This window comes from Streptomyces sp. NRRL S-920, assembly GCF_000717945.1.
GTDB lineage: Bacteria > Actinomycetota > Actinomycetes > Streptomycetales > Streptomycetaceae > Streptomyces > Streptomyces alboniger.
On sequence record NZ_JODF01000102.1, the window covers coordinates 1 to 15,858 of the forward strand.

Genomic DNA, 15,858 nt, shown 5'->3' on the forward strand with positions numbered 1-15,858 from the left:
CACCTTGGAGATGTCCAGGTAGCTGGTGGCCGGAGTGTCACCGCCCAGCGCGAACGCCTCATCGGCCGCCCGCACATGCAGAGCGTCCCGGTCGGGATCCGCGTAGACGGCAACACTCGCGATCCCCGCATCCCGGCATGCCCGGGCAACACGGACAGCGATCTCGCCACGGTTGGCGATCAGGATCTTGTGCACGATGAACTCCCTCGTCCCATGTGGTCGTTGATGGCGGCGACCGCCGCGCGGCGCCGGGCGGCCTGCCCGGCCGTGTCCCGGTCAGCCACCGAACCCGCCTCGCTCGGGCGGGCGTGTCATGCGCTGCGCGGGCGCGCCCCAGCGGCGGCGCGGCCGCGGGCCCGCGGTGTCGCGGCCCGCCGTCCGCTCCGTCAGCAGCGCCGTCACCGCGACCACCACCGCGGCGAGTTCCTCTCCCGTCGGACGGCCTCGCTCCACCCGCAGCCCGGCTGCCTCGTGGGGGGTGGTGACCCCCTCGTCCCGAGCGCTCACAGGGGGATGTTGCCGTGCTTGCGCGGCAGCCGGTGGGCTCGCTTGCCGCGCAGTGTCTCCAGTGCGCCCGCGATGCTCGCCCGGGTCTCGTGAGGCATGATCACCGCGTCCACGTAGCCGCGCTCGGCGGCCGTGTACGGGTTGCACAGCGCCTGCTCGTACTCCTCGCGCAGCCGTGTCCGCTCGGCGGCCGGGTCCTCGGCCTCCGCCACCGCGCGGCGGTGCAGCACGCTCACCGCGCTCTCGCCTCCCATGACCGCGATCTCGGCGGTCGGCCAGGCCAGGTTGACGTCGATGCCCAGGTGCTTGGAGCCCATGACCCCGTATCCGCCGCCGTACGCCTTGCGGGTGACCACGGTGACCATCGGCACGGTGGCCTCGGCGTAGGCGTAGATGAGCTTGGCGCCCCTGCGGATGATGCCGCCCTGCTCCTGTTCGAGGCCCGGCAGGAAGCCCGGCACGTCGACGAAGCTGAGGATCGGCACGTGGAAGGAGTCGCACATGCGGATGAAGCGCGCCGCCTTCTCACTGGCGTCGATGTCCAGGGCGCCCGCCTGGACGATCGGCTGGTTGGCGACCACGCCCACGCTCTGGCCGTTGACCCGCCCGAGGCCGCAGACGACGTTCTGCGCGAACAGCGGCTGTACCTCCAGGAGTTCACCGGAGTCGAGCACGGTACGGATGACCCTGCGCATGTCGTACGGCTGGTTGGGGCTGTCGGGGATCAGCGTGTCCAGGGCCAGGTCCGCCTCGGTGAGGCTCTCGGGCTCGGTCACGTCGTAGTCCGGCGGGTCCTCCATGTTGTTGGAGGGCAGATGGCTGAGCAGCAGCCGGACGTACTCGAACGCGTCCTTCTCGTCCTGCGCCAGGTAATGGGCGTTTCCGGAGACGGTGTTGTGGCTGAGCGCCCCGCCCAGTTCCTCCCGGTCCACCGTCTGCCCCATGACGGTGCGCAGCACCTCGGGGCCGGTGACGAACATGTGGGAGGTCTCCTCCACCATCACCACGAAGTCGGTGATCGCCGGCGCGTACACCGCGCCGCCCGCACAGGGGCCCATCATCAGCGAGATCTGCGGGATGACGCCCGAGCCCTCGACGTGGCGCTTGACCAGCTCGGCGTAGTACGCGAGCGAGACCACGCCCTCCTGGATGCGGGCGCCGCCGGAGTCGTTGATGCCGATGATGGGGCAGCCGGTGCTGAGCGCCAGGTCCATCACCTTGACGATCTTCTCGCCGTACTTCTCGCCGAGGCTGCCGCCGAAGACCGTGAAGTCCTGGGCGAACACGCACACCTTGCGGCCGTCCACCTTGCCGTAGCCGGTGATCACACCGTCTCCGAGCGGCCGGTTGCGCTCCATGCCGAAGTCGTGGCTGCGGTGGCGGGCGAAGGCGTCCAGCTCGACGAACGTCCCGGGGTCGAGCAGCGCGTCGATGCGCTCCCTGGCCGTCATCTTGCCCTTGTCGTGCTGCCGCCTGACCGCGTCGGATCCGGCGTGCGCGGCGAGTTCGTCGCGGCGGCGCCGCAACTCCTCGAGGCGCGCGGCGGTCCCGTTGCGGGGAGGGTTGTCGGGGGTCTCTTCCGATGCCATCAGGCGCTCCGCTCCGCTGCCACGGCAGGCTTCAGTTCGTTGTTCAGGTATCGCTCGCGGCAGGCTCGGCGCTGCACCTTGCCGCTGGTGGTACGGGGCAGGAGGCCGCGCCGTACGACGACGACCTCGTCCGTCTCGAGCCGTTGGCGTTCGTAGACGGCCCGGTGGACCAGGTCCTTCAGTTCCTGCGGTCCCGTGCCGCGCAGGGCCCTGCCGTCGGCCTCGACGACGACGATCAGGCGCTCTTGCTCGCCGTCGTCCACGGAGAACGCCGCGGCGGCGTTCGGGTGCAGGCCCGGTGCCGCGTTCTCGGCGGACAGCTCGATGTCCTGCGGGTAGAAGTTCCGGCCGTTGCGGATGATGACGTCCTTGAACCGGCCGGTCACATACAGCTCCCCGTCGAGCAGGAAGCCCAGGTCGCCGGTGCGCAGATACGTCGCGTCGCCGGGGCCGTCCTGCCCGGCGATGACCGCCCGGAAGGTCTCCTCGCTCTCGCGCTCCCGTCCGAGGTAACCGGCGGCGACGCACGGCCCGTCCACCCAGATCTCGCCGACCCGGCCCTCGGGGCACTCGGTCAGCGCCACGGGGTCGACGATCCGCACCCGGGTGCCGGACACGGCGAAGCCCGACCCCACCAGGGGCTGTGCTCCCTCGGCGCCCGGGGCGCACAGGTCCGCCCGGCCGGCCAGCAGGGCCTCCGCGGCCACCCAGAGCACGGTCGGCTCCTCGCCGAGGCGGCTGCCGGTGGCCTTGAGGGTGTTCTCGGCGAGGCCGTAGCCCGGACTCATGGCGCCGGGGTCGAAACCGGCCGGCGCGAACGTCTCCGCGAACGTGCGGACGGCTCGCCAGCGCACGGGTTCGGCGCCGTTGGCCGCCACCCGCCAGCTCGACAGGTCGATGCCCGCGGCGACCTTGCCGTCCTGCTGGGCCCGTACGCAGAGTTCGTACGCGAAGCTCGGCGCGGCGGCGTGCGTGCCGCGGAACCGCGCTATCGCCTCCAGCCAGCGGCCGGGCCTGCGGATGAAGGCCTCGGGCGCCATCAGATAGGCGGGGATGCCCGAGCACAGCGGCATCAGCACGCCGAAGAGCATGCCCATGTCGTGGAAGAGCGGCAGCCAGGAGACGACCACGCCGTCGGGTCCGGCCGGCCACAGCTCCTCGGTCTCGGCGACGTTGCTCAGGAAGTTGGCGTGGGTGACCATCACGCCCTTCGGGTCGCCGGTGGAGCCCGAGGTGTACTGGAGCAGCGCGATGTCCTCGGGGCCGGGGTCCGCGCCCGTCCACGGGGCGTCCGGCAGCGTCTCGGTGTCGATGAGCGTGAGCCCGGCCAGCTCGGGCAGATCGCCGAACCGTTCCTCCAGGTCCCGCTTGACGGCGCCGGTGGTCAGGACGGTGCTGGTACCCGCGTCGTCCGCGATGCGGCGCAGCCGCTCCACGCCGCGCCGCCGGGTGGGCACCTGGACCGGGGCGCCGGCCACTCGCGCGTACATGCAGCCGAGCAGCGCTCGTACGAACTCCAGACCCGAGGGGTAGAGCAGCACGGCGTTGCCGCCGCTCAGCCCCGCCCGCTCCAGGGCGGCGGCGCGGGAGCCGGCGTCGGCCTCCAGCTGCCGGTAGGTGAGGGACCCGTCGGGCTCCTCACCGTCGCGCAGGAATACGTAGGCGGCTTCGTCGGGCTGCTTCTCGCAGCGCAGGCGGAGCGCCTGGGGCAGAGTCGAGACGTTGCCCGCCCGCACATCCGGTCCGGTCCTGGTCATGATCGTGATACCTCGTTCCGCGAGGAGCATGGGGATTGATGGACAAACACGGCCGGCTCAGGTGTAGGGCAGTTCCACCGGGGCGAGCCGGTCGAAGAGGTCGCCGGGGCCGGGGTTGGCCGCCGGGGTGCGGCCGCCCAGATGGTTGACCACGCCCCACACCGCGTTCAGCGCGGTGGTCACCGCGCCCTCGGCGAAGCCCGCGGTCCAGGAGACGTCGTCGCCGCTGAGGAAGAACCCGCGGTGCGACGCGTCCATCCGGTCCTGCATGAAGTGGGTGAACAGCCGCCGCTGGTACCGGTACTGGCCCGGCAGGTTCGCCTTGAACGCGCCCATGAAATGGGGCTCGTTCTCCCAGGTGACGGTGATCGGCTCATCGATGATGTGCGACCGGATGTCCACCCCCGGGTAGATCTCGCCGAGCCGGTCGAGGAGTACCTCCAGGCGCCGGTCCGGGGAGAGGGTGGAGAACTTCAGTGAGTCGTCGTTCCAGGTGTACGACAGGCACATCACGCCGGGCCGGTCCGGTCCGTTGTCGAAGAGGTACACGCCGCGCGCGATCCGGTCGGTGAGGGTCATGCCCATCGTCTCCCGGCCGGTGCGCGGGTCGATGTCGCGCCAGAACGGGCGGTCCGTGAGGACGAAGACCTTGGAGGAGCCCATGTAGTGCGTGCGCTCCACCGCCGTCCAGTGTTCGGTCGGCAGCAGCCCCGGTTCGCAGTCGATCCGGTTCAGCAGCGTCCACAGATGCGGTGTGAACACCACCGCCGGGTAGGCGCTGACGTCCCCGGACGCGTCCTCGACGACGTAGTCGGATCCCTTGCGCCGCAGTCCCACGACGCCCGGTCGCGGGCCGCCGCCGTGCAGGGAGGAGAGGGAGGTGCCCTCGGGCCAGTGGACCGGTGACGCGGGCCGCCGCTCCCACAGGCCGCGGGGCAGTTGCTGCACACCGCCGACGATGGAGAGCTGGTCGTCGTCGGCCTCGGTGAAGACGACCCGCAGGATCTCCAGGACGGAGTTGGGGAAGTCGGTGTCCCAGCCGCCCGTGCCGAAGCCGACCTGGCCGAAGATCTCACGGTGCCGGAAGGAGTGGAACGAGGACGAGGACGCCAGGAAGCCGTAGAAGGACTGGTCGTCGAGGTCGCGGACCAGGCGGTTCCAGACGGCCTTGAGGGTTGCGACGTCGCGCTGCTGGATCGCGCCGCGCACCGTCGACAGCTCGGCCAGTTCCTGGAGCGTCTTCTCCCAGGCGTCGGCGACCTCTTGGTAGAGCGGCGGCAGGTCGTCCTGTGAACGGGCCCAGTACTGTTGGCCGTTGACGTCGATGAGCGTGCCGGGGGTGTCCGGTGCCAGCGGGTTGGGGAACGGCCGGGTGTCCAGGCCGAGCAGGTCGATGTAGTGGAACAGGGCCCGCGCCGACTTCGGGAAGCGCATCGCTCCGAGTTCGGCGACGTATTCGGGGCGGGCCGCGAAGGGGACGGCCCGCATACGGCCGCCCAGCTCGCCGGCCTCGTACACGACGGGCCGCAGGCCGAGCCGCATCAGTTCGTACGCGGCCGTCAGCCCGGATATGCCACCGCCGATCACGGCCACCGGCGTTCCGGCGCGCTCGGGGGGCAATTCCCCGAGGCCGGCGGGATGGCGCAGCCAGTCGTCGTAGGAGAAGGGGAAGTCCGGAACAAGCATGCTCATTGAAGCCGGGCTGGGTGACGTCATCAGGAATACCCTTCGGGCCGTTTCGGCGATGCTGGTCGGGGAATCAATGGAATTCCGGAGGCTCCGCCCGCTCACGCCGCGCGAGCCGCATGTCGATGCCGTCGGTGTGGCCCGGCCGAATCGAATGGGGAACTGCCGGCCGAGGACCGCCTGCTCCGGCAGGCACACGCTATTTTTCGCCGGGCGGCACAGGCAACCCCTATCCCCCCTGCCTGTGTGACACGCGGTACGGGTCGGCGCGGTGACCGCGGGCCGACCCGTGAACGTCAAGGGGTGTCTACGGGGTTGTCTTAGGGGGCCTATGGGGTGGCCGGGGGCCTGCCCGCCCCCATAGCGTCGGCCATGCTGTCCGCTGGCTGACTGTGGGTGAAATCTGATGGAAGAGAAGACAGCTGTCGTATTTCCGGGGATGGGACCGTCAAGCTTTTCCGCGGTCGGCAAATTCATGGTTCTCGACAGGTACGCGAGGCGCCGCATAGCGGCCGCCGACAAGGCGCTCGGGTACTCGCTCCTCGACCGGTTCCACGGAGCCGAGGACGACTACTCCGAGTACACGCAGGTGGCCTTCCTGGTGAACTCCCTCGCGCTGGCCGACCGCGCCGAGGACCTCCTCGGGATGCGCCCGGACTACTGCGTGGGGCCGAGCTTCGGGCAGAAGGCCGCGGCCTCCTGGACAGGGGCGCTGGACTTCGCGGACACCGTCCGCATGACGGCTGAAATGGCCCGCTGCGAGCAGGAGTTCTTCGCCTCCGAGCATCAGGACGTGGTGACCCACTCCTGTGTACGGGTCCCGGCGGAACCCTTCCAGGAGTATCTGGACGGGCTCACCGCGAACGGCGACTGGTACGACATCTCCGGCCGGCTCGACGAGGGTTTCCTCATGGTGTCGGTGCGGGAGCACCTTCTGGACGGCCTGAAGAAGGCCGTCGGCGCCATGGGCGGCTACTCCATGTACACGATGCGCCCGCCCGTGCACGCCGAGGCGTTCGGCGGGCTGCGCCGCAAGGCCGACGAGGAGGTCTTGTCCCGGTACGAGATCCGGGACCCGAAGCTCACCGTCGTCGCGGACCAGGACGGCAGTGTCGTGCGCACCGCGGACGCCATGCGGACCATGCTGCTCGACACGTTCGACAAGGCCATCGACTGGCCTGAGGTCGTCGATTCACTGCTCGGCCTCGGTGTGCGGAAGCTCTACATCACCGGTCCCGACAATCTGTTCCGGCGGGTGAAGTGCACCACCCGGAACTTCGACGTCGTGGCCGTCGATCCGAAAAGCGTTCTCCGGTCCACTCTGCGGCCCGCGAAAAGCTGATGCGCTGCGGTGCGCAATTCCTGTCCGCCGTCGTCGCGGCATCGAATGCCACCGCATCACCAACCCCCGTACCGGCAATGCCCCAAGGGGTGCGTAGGGGTGTGACCGCCACTCGGCGTCCACATACTCTCGCGTGAAGTCCGGTTTCTTTGAACAGCCATGTCGGCAGAGTTGTGGAGCGAGCGATGGTAGGCCAGTCCGGAGAATTCCGTTCGCAGGCTGAACTGACCGGGCCGGAGCAGGAACACCACCTGCTCGCCTTCGTCACCGGTCTGACCGAGGACGTGCTCAAGAGCGCGGACCGTGAGGTGCCGAACGGCATCGACCCCGAGAGTTCCTTCCTCGAACTGGGCTTCCACTCGCTCGCCGCCGTCGACTTCCACAGCCGGCTCGTCGCGGCCACCGGGCTGCGCCTGCCCGTCACCCTGCCCTTCGACCATCCCACCCCGCGGGCGCTCGCGCGCGAACTCCAGCGCCTCCTGTACGGCTCCGCCGCGGACGCGGGCGACCTGGGCGAGCAGCTGGGCTCCGCCGCGGCCGACGACGAGCCGATCGCCGTCGTCGGCATGGCGGTGCGGCTGCCCGGCGGTGTCAGCACCCCCGAGGAGCTGTGGCGGCTCCTGGCCGAGGGCGGCGACGCGATCTCCGACTTCCCCACCCGCCGCGGCTGGGACCTCGACGACCTGTACTCCCCCGACCCCGACGACGCGGGCAAGAGCTACACCCGCCGGGGCGGATTCCTGCACGACGCCGGTGAGTTCGACGCGGACTTCTTCGGGATCAGTCCGCGCGAGGCGCTCGGCATGGATCCGCAGCAGCGGCTCCTCCTGGAGAGCACCTGGGAGGCCCTCGAACGCGCGGGCATCGACCCCAAGTCCGTCCGCGGCAGCCAGACCGGTGTGTTCGTCGGCGTCGAGAACCAGGAGTACGGCCCGCGTCTCCAGGACGCGGCCGAGGGTCTCGAGGGCTACTTGCTGACCGGCAACGCCGCCAGCGTGGCCTCCGGCCGTCTCGCCTACACCTTCGCCTTCGAGGGTCCCACCATCACGGTCGACACCGCGTGCTCCGGCTCGCTCGTCGCGCTCCACCTCGCCGTCCAGGCGCTGCGCCGCGGCGACTGCCCCCTCGCCGTGGCGGGCGGCGCGGCCGTCATGTCGAGCCCCGGCGGGTTCCTCGCCTTCAGCCGCCAGCGCGGCCTCTCCGCCGACGGGCGCTGCAAGGCGTACTCCGCGGACGCCGACGGCACCGGGTGGGGCGAGGGCGTCGGCATCGTCGTCCTGGAGAGGCTCTCGGAGGCCCGTCGCAACGGCCACCAGGTCCTCGCGGTGGTGCGCGGCACCGCCGTCAACTCCGACGGCGCGTCCAACGGCCTGACCGCCCCGAGCGGTCTCGCCCAGCAGCGCGTCATCCGCCGCGCCCTCGCGGACACCGGCCTCGCGGCGGCGGATGTCGACGCGGTCGAGGGCCATGGCACGGGTACGCGTCTCGGCGACCCGATCGAGGCGCAGGCACTGCTGGCCACGTACGGGCAGGGGCGCGAGGGCGGGGAGCCGCTCTGGCTCGGCTCGCTGAAGTCGAACGTCGGCCACACGCAGGCCGCGGCCGGTGTCGCCGGTGTCATCAAGATGATCCTCGCGATGCGGGAGGGCGTGCTGCCGCGGACGCTGCATGCCGACGAGCCGTCCCCGCACGTGGACTGGTCGGCGGGGAACGTGGCGCTGCTGACCGAGGCACGCGAGTGGCCGAGGACCGGGCGTCCGCGCCGGGCCGGTGTCTCGTCGTTCGGCATGAGCGGCACGAACGCGCACGTGGTGCTTGAGGAGGCGCCGGCCGACGTTTCCGAGCCGGTCTCCGAGACTCCGCTCTCCGAGGCGCCGGTCGTCGGCGGGGTCGTTCCGTGGGTGCTCTCCGGTAAGACGGAGGACGCGCTGCGGGCGCAGGCGGAGCGGCTGCACTCCTTCGTACAGGAGAACTCCGAGCTGCGTCCGGCCGATGTGGGCTACTCCCTCGCCGTGACGCGGGCCCGGTTCGAACACCGGGCCGTGGTGGCGGGCGCGAGCCGCGAGGAGCTGCTGACCGGGCTGGAGGCTCTCGCCGCCGGGGAGGTACCGGGCGGTGCGGTGACCTCGGGGAGCGCGCGCCGCGGGCGGATCGCGTTCCTGTTCACGGGGCAGGGCAGCCAGCGGGCCGGGATGGGCCGCGAGCTGTATGAGACGTATCCGGTGTTCGCCGCAGCCTTCGACGAGGTGTGCTCCTACCTCGACCTGCATCTGGAACGTCCGCTGAAGGAGATCGTCTTCGGCACGGACGAGGCGGCTGCCGGTCTGATCGACCAGACCGCGTACACGCAGGCCGCGCTCTTCGCCATCGAGGTCGCACTGTTCCGGCTGGTCGAGGCGTGGGGCCTCACCCCTGACTTCCTGATCGGTCACTCGGTGGGTGAGCTGGCCGCCGCGCATGTGGCCGGTGTCTTCGATCTCGAGGACGCGGCCATCTTGGTGACCGCGCGGGGCCGGCTCATGCAGGCGCTCCCGGCCGGTGGGGCCATGGCCGCGATCCAGGCCACCGAGGCCGAGGTCCTGGAGACGATCGAGGGCCGCGAGCACGAGATCGCCATCGCCGCCATCAACGGGCCTACCTCGGTCGTGGTCTCCGGTGACGAGACCGCCGTGGTCGAGGTCCTGGAGCACTGGCGCGAGCAGGGCCGCAAGGTCCGCCAGCTGCGCGTCAGCCACGCCTTCCACTCTCCCCGCATGGAACCCATGCTGGAGGAATTCCGCTGGCACGCCCGGGTGATGACCTACTCCGCGCCGCGGATCCCGATCGTCTCCAACGTGACCGGTGAGCAGGCCACCGCGGAAGAGCTGTGCTCACCGGAGTACTGGGTGCGGCACGTGCGTCAGGCCGTGCGTTTCCGGGACGGCGTCACCTGCCTCGCCGAGCGGGGTGTCACCTCCTTCCTGGAGCTGGGCCCCGACGGCATCCTCTCGGCGATGGGCCAGGAGTCCCTGCCCGACGCCGAGGACGTGGTCTTCGCCCCGACCCTGCGCAGGGGCCGCCCCGAGGCCGAGGCGTTCACCTCCGCCATGGCCCGGCTGCACGTGAACGGCGCGGAGCTGGACTGGGACGGGGTCTTCGCGGGCCGCGGCGGGCAGCGCGTGGACCTGCCGACGTACGCCTTCCAGCGCCGGCACTACTGGCTGGAGACGCGCACCCTCTCCGGGGACGCCACGGGCTTCGGGCAGTCGGCGACGGGACATCCGCTCCTGAGCGCGGCGGTCGCGCTGCCGGAGTCGGACGGGATACTGCTGACGGGACGCCTGTCTCTCCAGTCGCACGCGTGGCTCGCGGATCACGTCGTGCTGGATTCGACCGTCGTGTCGGGCTCGACCCTGGTCGAGCTGGCCATCCACGCCGGTGACCAGGTCGGCTGCGGGTCCCTGGAGGAGCTGACGCTCCAGACCCCGCTGGTCCTGCCCGAGCAGGGCGCGGTGGCGCTGCGGCTGGCCGTGGACGCCGCCGATGACGCGGGCCGCCGCCCGGTCCGGTTCTTCTCCCGCTCGGACGAGGCGGTGCCCGGGAGCCAGTGGACGCTGCATGCCACCGGCACGCTGTCGGGGGCCGTGGAGCCCGCGGCGTTCGACCTGTCGGTGTGGCCGCCGCAGGGCGCCGCCTCCCTCGATACGGATGCGGTCTACGAGCGTCTCGCCCAGGCCGAACTGACCTACGGGCCGGTCTTCCAGGGCCTGCGCGCCGCCTGGCAGCTCGGAGACGACATCTACGCCGAGGTCGCCCTCCCCGAAGGCACCTCCACCGACGGCTTCGGACTGCACCCCGCACTCCTGGACGCCACCCTGCACGCCCTGCCCCTCACCGCCGACGAGCGGGCACGCACCACCTCCACCTGGCACAACGTCTCCCTCTACGCCACCGGCGCCACCACCCTGCGCGTCAAACTCTCCACCACCAACGGCACCCTCACCGCCGCCGACGACACCGGCGCACCCGTACTCACCGCCCAGACCATCACCTGGCGCCAGACCACCCCCGACGAACTCACCACCGCACACAGCGGATTCCACAACTCCCTGTACCGCCTGGACTGGCCCGAACTGCCGACGGCGCCCGCCGAGCCGCAGACATGGGCGGTACTGGGCGACGAGCCGGGCCACTTCACCAACGGACCGGCATACCCCAGCCTGGCTGAACTGGCCGCCGCCGACACCATCCCCCAGATCGTCTTCGCCCCGCTGACGGCCTACGACGACACCGACACGGCCGCCGCAGCCCACCAGGCCACCCACCACGTCCTGACCCTCATCCAGGAGTGGCTGGCAGAGGACCTGTTCGCCGGGTCACGCCTGGTGCTGCTCACCCGGGGTGCGGTCGCCGCCCGGCCCGGTGAGGACGTGACCGATCTGGCCAACGCGCCCGCCTGGGGCCTCGTACGCTCCGCGCAGGCCGAGAACCCCGACCGGTTCGTCCTCATCGACACCGACACCGAGTCGCCCGAACTCACCGCTCTCTGGACGCTCCTGGCCTCCGACGAGCCCCAAGCCGCACTCCGCGACGGTTCGGTACGCGTGCCACGCCTGGTCCGGGCGTCTGTCGCCGACGGTGATCCGGCGGACTTCCACCTGGACCCGGCCGGGACCGTCCTCGTGACCGGCGGCACGGGTGCTCTGGGCTCCCTCGTGGCCCGCCACCTCGTCACCGAGCACGGCGTACGCAACCTGCTGCTCACCAGCCGCCGGGGTCTGGACGCCGAAGGCGCCCCGCAGCTCGCCGCCGAACTGGCCGAACTCGGCGCGGACACCGTGGAGATCGCCGCCTGCGACGCCGCCGACCGCAGCTCCCTCGAAACGCTGCTCCACTCGGTCGACGGCGGGCGCCCTCTGACCGCCGTGATCCACACCGCCGGTGTCCTGGACGACGGTGTCGTCAACGCTCTCACCCCCGAGCGCCTCGACGCGGTTCTCCGCCCCAAGGTCGACGCCGCGCTTAACCTCCATGACCTCACCAAGGACCTGGACCTCTCCGCGTTCGTCCTCTTCTCGTCCTCCGCCGGTCTCTTCGGCGACCCGGGACAGGGCAACTACGCCGCCGCCAACACCTTCCTCGACGCCCTCGCCCACCACCGCCGCGCCCAGGGGCTGCCCGCCACCTCCCTCCAGTGGGGCCTGTGGGAGCAGCGCAGCGGCATCACCGGACACCTCACCACCGCCGACATCGAGCGCATCCACCGCTCCGGCATGACCCCCCTCCCCACCACCCAAGCCCTCCAACTCCTCGACACAGCACGCACATCGGGTGCCGCTGTCTCGTCGCCCATGAGCCTGGACCTCGCCGCGTTCCGTGCGCCTTCGGCCACGGTCCCCGCACTGTTGCGCGGGCTTGTCGGCATGCCGGTGCGCCGGGTCGCGGCGAGCGGGGCGGCGGGCGGCACGTCCGCCCTGGCCCGCAGGCTGGCCGGGCTCTCGCCCGCCGAGCGGACGAGTACCTTGCTGGAACTCGTACGCGGTCACGTCGCGTCCGTGCTCGGTCACGGCGACGCGCGGGCGATCGAGCCGGGGCGGGCCTTCAAGGAGGTGGGCTTCGACTCGCTGACCGCGGTCGAGCTGCGCAACCGCCTGAACACCCTCACCGGTCTCCGCCTCCCGGCGACCCTCACGTTCGACTACCCGACCCCGTCGGCGCTGGTGGAGCACCTCCTCGCCGAGACGTTCGCCGACCAGTCCGCCATCGCCGGTCCCGTGGCCCCGGCCGCCGGGCCGCGTCACGACGACGAGCCGATCGCCATCGTCGGTATGGCCTGCCGCTTCCCGGGTGACGTCGCCTCGCCGGACGACCTCTGGCGCATGGTGGTCGGCAAGGGCGAGGGCCTCTCCGCGTTCCCCACCGACCGCGGCTGGGACATCGAGGGCGTGTACGACCCGGACCCGGCGCGCGTCGGCACGACCTACGTCCGCCAGGGCGGATTCGTCTCCGCGGCGGAATTCGACGCCGAGTTCTTCGGGATCTCGCCACGTGAGGCGCTGGCGATGGACCCGCAGCAGCGGCTGCTCCTCGAAGCGTCCTGGGAGTCGCTGGAGGCCGCGGGCATCGACCCGGCGTCCGTACGCGGCAGCCAGACCGGCGTGTTCGCCGGCGTCATGAACACCGACTACTTCCCGAGCCTCCAGTCGGTCCCCGAGGACCTGGAGGGCTACCTCAGCACCGGCACGTCCGGCAGCGTGGCCTCGGGCCGCATCTCGTACGCGCTCGGCCTCGAAGGCCCGGCCGTCTCCGTGGACACGGCGTGCTCGTCCTCGCTCGTCGCCCTGCACCTGGCCGTGCAGTCGCTGCGCCGGGGAGAGTGCTCGCTGGCGCTTGCCGGTGGTGTCACGGTCATGTCGACGCCGGACACCTTCGTGGACTTCTCGCGCCAGCGCGGCCTCGCCCCCGACGGCCGCTGCAAGGCCTTCGCCGGTGCCGCCGACGGCACGATCTGGGCCGAGGGCGTGGGCATGCTGCTCGTCGAGCGGCTCTCGGACGCCGAGCGCAACGGCCACAAGGTGCTCGCGGTCGTCCGCGGCACGGCCGTGAACCAGGACGGCGCGTCGAACGGCCTGACCGCTCCGAACGGCCCCTCGCAGCAGCGTGTCATCCGCCAGGCACTGGCAGGCGCGGGCCTTGAGCCGGGCGACGTGGACGTGGTCGAGGCGCACGGCACGGGTACGCGACTTGGTGACCCGATCGAGGCCCAGGCCCTGCTCGCCACGTACGGCCAGGGCCGCGAGGGCGCCGAACCGCTCTGGCTCGGCTCGGTGAAGTCCAACATCGGCCACACCCAGGCGGCAGCCGGTGCCGCGGGCATCATCAAGATGGTCGTCGCGATGCGGGAGGGTGTGCTGCCGCAGACCCTGCACGTGGACGAGCCGTCACCTGAGATCGACTGGACGGCGGGTGACGTCCGGCTGCTGACCGAGGCCCGCGAGTGGCCGGACACCGGGCGCCCGCGCCGAGTGGGCGTCTCGTCCTTCGGTATCAGCGGTACCAATGCGCATGTGATTCTGGAGCAGGCGCCGGCTGCCGTCGACGAGGCGGGCTCCGAGGCTCCTGTTGCTGGTGGGGTCGTTCCGTGGGTGCTCTCCGGTAAGACGGAGGGGGCGCTGCGGGCGCAGGCCGAGCGGCTGTACTCGTTCCTGCGGGAGAACTCTGAGCTGCGTGCGGCGGATGTGGGGTACTCCCTGGCCGTCACGCGGGCCCGGTTCGAGCACCGGGCCGTCGTCACCGGCTCTGACGTGGATGAACTCCTTGCGGGTGTGCAGGCGTTGGCCGCCGGGGATGCGTCGGGTGCGGTTTCCGCGGGGAGTGTCAACCGTGGGCGGGTCGCGTTCCTGTTCACGGGGCAGGGGAGCCAGCGGGCCGGGATGGGCCGCGAGCTGTATGACACGTATCCCGTGTTCGCCGCTGCCTTTGATGAGGTGTGCGGGCAGTTCGATGGGCAGCTTGAGCGTTCGCTGAAGGATGTTGTCTTCGGTACGGACAAGGCGGACGCTGGTCTGATCGACCAGACCGTTTACACGCAGGCCGCACTCTTCGCCATCGAGGTTGCGCTGTTCCGGCTGGTGGAGGCGTGGGGGCTGACCCCTGACTTCCTCGTCGGACACTCCGTGGGTGAACTGGCCGCCGCGCACGTCTCCGGGGTCTTCACCCTGGAAGACGCGACCAAGCTCGTCGCCGCACGGGGACGCCTCATGCAGGCGCTCCCGGCTGGCGGGGCCATGGCCGCGATCCAGGCCACGGAGGCGGAGTGGAGCACTGGCGGGAGAAGGGCCGCAAGGTCCACCAGCTGCGCGTCAGCCACGCCTTCCACTCGCCGCGCATGGAACCCATGCTGGGCGAGTTCCGTACCATCGCGGCGGGCCTGACCTACGGCACTCCGAGCATCCCGGTCGTCTCCAACCTCACCGGCACACTCGCCTCCCCCGAGGACATCGGCTCACCCGACTACTGGGTCCGCCACGTCCGCCATGCCGTCCGCTTCGCCGACGGCATCACCCACCTCGCCGAGCAGGGCGTCACGTCCTTCATAGAGCTGGGCCCCGACGGCACCCTCTCCGCCATGGCCCAGGAAATCGCGTCCGAAAGCGAAGAAGCGGTCTTCACGCCCGTACTCCGCAAGAACCGCCCCGAAGCCGAAACCCTCACCCAGGCCATCGGCACCGCCCACATCCACGGCGCGGATCTCAACTGGGACGGCGTCTTCGCAGGCCGGGGCGCGCGCCGCGTCGACCTGCCCACCTACGCCTTCCAGCACCAGCACTACTGGCTGGAGCAGACTGCCCCCACCGGCAGCCTTGCCCCTGCCGGCCTGGCGTCGGTCACGCATCCGCTGCTCGGCGCGGCGGTCGCGCTTCCCGCGACGGGAACCATCCTGCTGACCGGCCGTCTCTCGCTGCAATCCCACGACTGGCTCGCGGAGCATGTGGTGATGGGCGTCCCGATGGTCCCCTCGTCGGTCCTGGTGGAGCTGGCGACCCAGGCGGGTGACGAAGCCGGTTGCGGTGCTCTGGCGGAGCTGACGCTCCTGGCTCCGCTCGTACTGCCCGCACAGGGTGCCGTCGCCCTCCGGGTGACCGTGGACAACACCGACGAAGACGGGCACCGGGCCATCGCGATCTACTCGCGCGCCGAAGAGGCCTCGATCGACGAGCCGTGGGTGTGCCACGCCACGGGCCGCGTCACCGGAGAGGCCCAGGAAGCCGACTTCGACCTGTCGGTGTGGCCGCCGCAGGGCGCCGCCTCCCTCGATACGGATGCGGTCTACGAGCGTCTCGCCCAGGCCGAACTGACCTACGGCCCGGTGTTCCAGGGCCTGCGCGCCGCCTGGCAGCTCGGTGACGACGTCTACGCCGAGGTCGCCCTCCCCGAAGGCACCTCCACCGACGGCTTCGGACTGCACCCCGCACTCCTGGACGCCGCCCTGCACGCC

Annotated in this window: 6 protein-coding genes and 1 pseudogene; 2 read left to right on the forward strand and 5 right to left on the reverse strand. The window is 71.1% G+C overall.

From position 1 onward, the window contains the following. The 5 genes from IG54_RS38755 to IG54_RS0136250 all read right to left on the reverse strand — a co-directional run. A partial coding sequence (locus tag IG54_RS38755; protein ID WP_037898405.1) for a biotin carboxylase N-terminal domain-containing protein occupies positions 1-195 on the reverse strand: 195 nt, incomplete at its 3' end. An 81-nt stretch (positions 196-276) separates the two neighbouring features. Further along, the gene (locus IG54_RS41025; RefSeq protein WP_078594953.1) at positions 277-507 is read right to left on the reverse strand and encodes an acyl-CoA carboxylase epsilon subunit; all 231 of its coding nucleotides are present in this window, start codon (positions 505-507) and stop codon (positions 277-279) included. Then, positions 504-2,096, reverse strand: coding sequence for an acyl-CoA carboxylase subunit beta (locus IG54_RS0136240; protein WP_030795095.1), 1,593 nt, complete (start codon positions 2,094-2,096; stop codon positions 504-506). Before IG54_RS0136240 ends, IG54_RS41025 begins: the two co-directional genes overlap by 4 nt. Next, positions 2,096-3,853 (reverse strand): fatty acyl-AMP ligase, encoded by a 1,758-nt coding sequence (locus tag IG54_RS0136245; protein ID WP_037898406.1) that lies wholly within the window; start codon positions 3,851-3,853, stop codon positions 2,096-2,098. The genes IG54_RS0136240 and IG54_RS0136245 overlap by 1 nt, the downstream gene beginning before the upstream one ends. Before the next feature lie 57 nt (positions 3,854-3,910). Continuing rightward, on the reverse strand, positions 3,911-5,545 hold the full coding sequence (locus IG54_RS0136250; RefSeq protein ID WP_420712317.1) for a flavin monoamine oxidase family protein: 1,635 nt from the start codon (positions 5,543-5,545) through the stop codon (positions 3,911-3,913). Positions 5,546-6,014: 469 nt separating this feature from the next. Between IG54_RS0136250 and IG54_RS0136255 the strand changes: the two genes are divergently transcribed. Both IG54_RS0136255 and IG54_RS39560 read left to right on the forward strand, forming a co-directional pair. Continuing rightward, positions 6,015-6,881 (forward strand): ACP S-malonyltransferase, encoded by an 867-nt coding sequence (locus IG54_RS0136255; protein WP_234336476.1) that lies wholly within the window; start codon positions 6,015-6,017, stop codon positions 6,879-6,881. Positions 6,882-7,054: 173 nt separating this feature from the next. Continuing rightward, positions 7,055-15,858 (forward strand): annotated as a pseudogene (locus tag IG54_RS39560) (SDR family NAD(P)-dependent oxidoreductase); the annotation flags it as partial.

What these genes read in the sequence shown, in the direction of transcription:
- IG54_RS0136240 (WP_030795095.1), bottom strand. Translation starts at nt 2,096, where the DNA reads ATGGCATCGGAAGAGACCCCCGACAACCCTCCCCGCAACGGGACCGCC.
- IG54_RS0136255 (WP_234336476.1), top strand. Translation starts at nt 6,015, where the DNA reads ATGGTTCTCGACAGGTACGCGAGGCGCCGCATAGCGGCCGCCGACAAG.
- IG54_RS0136245 (WP_037898406.1), bottom strand. Translation starts at nt 3,853, where the DNA reads ATGACCAGGACCGGACCGGATGTGCGGGCGGGCAACGTCTCGACTCTG.
- IG54_RS0136250 (WP_420712317.1), bottom strand. Translation starts at nt 5,545, where the DNA reads ATGAGCATGCTTGTTCCGGACTTCCCCTTCTCCTACGACGACTGGCTG.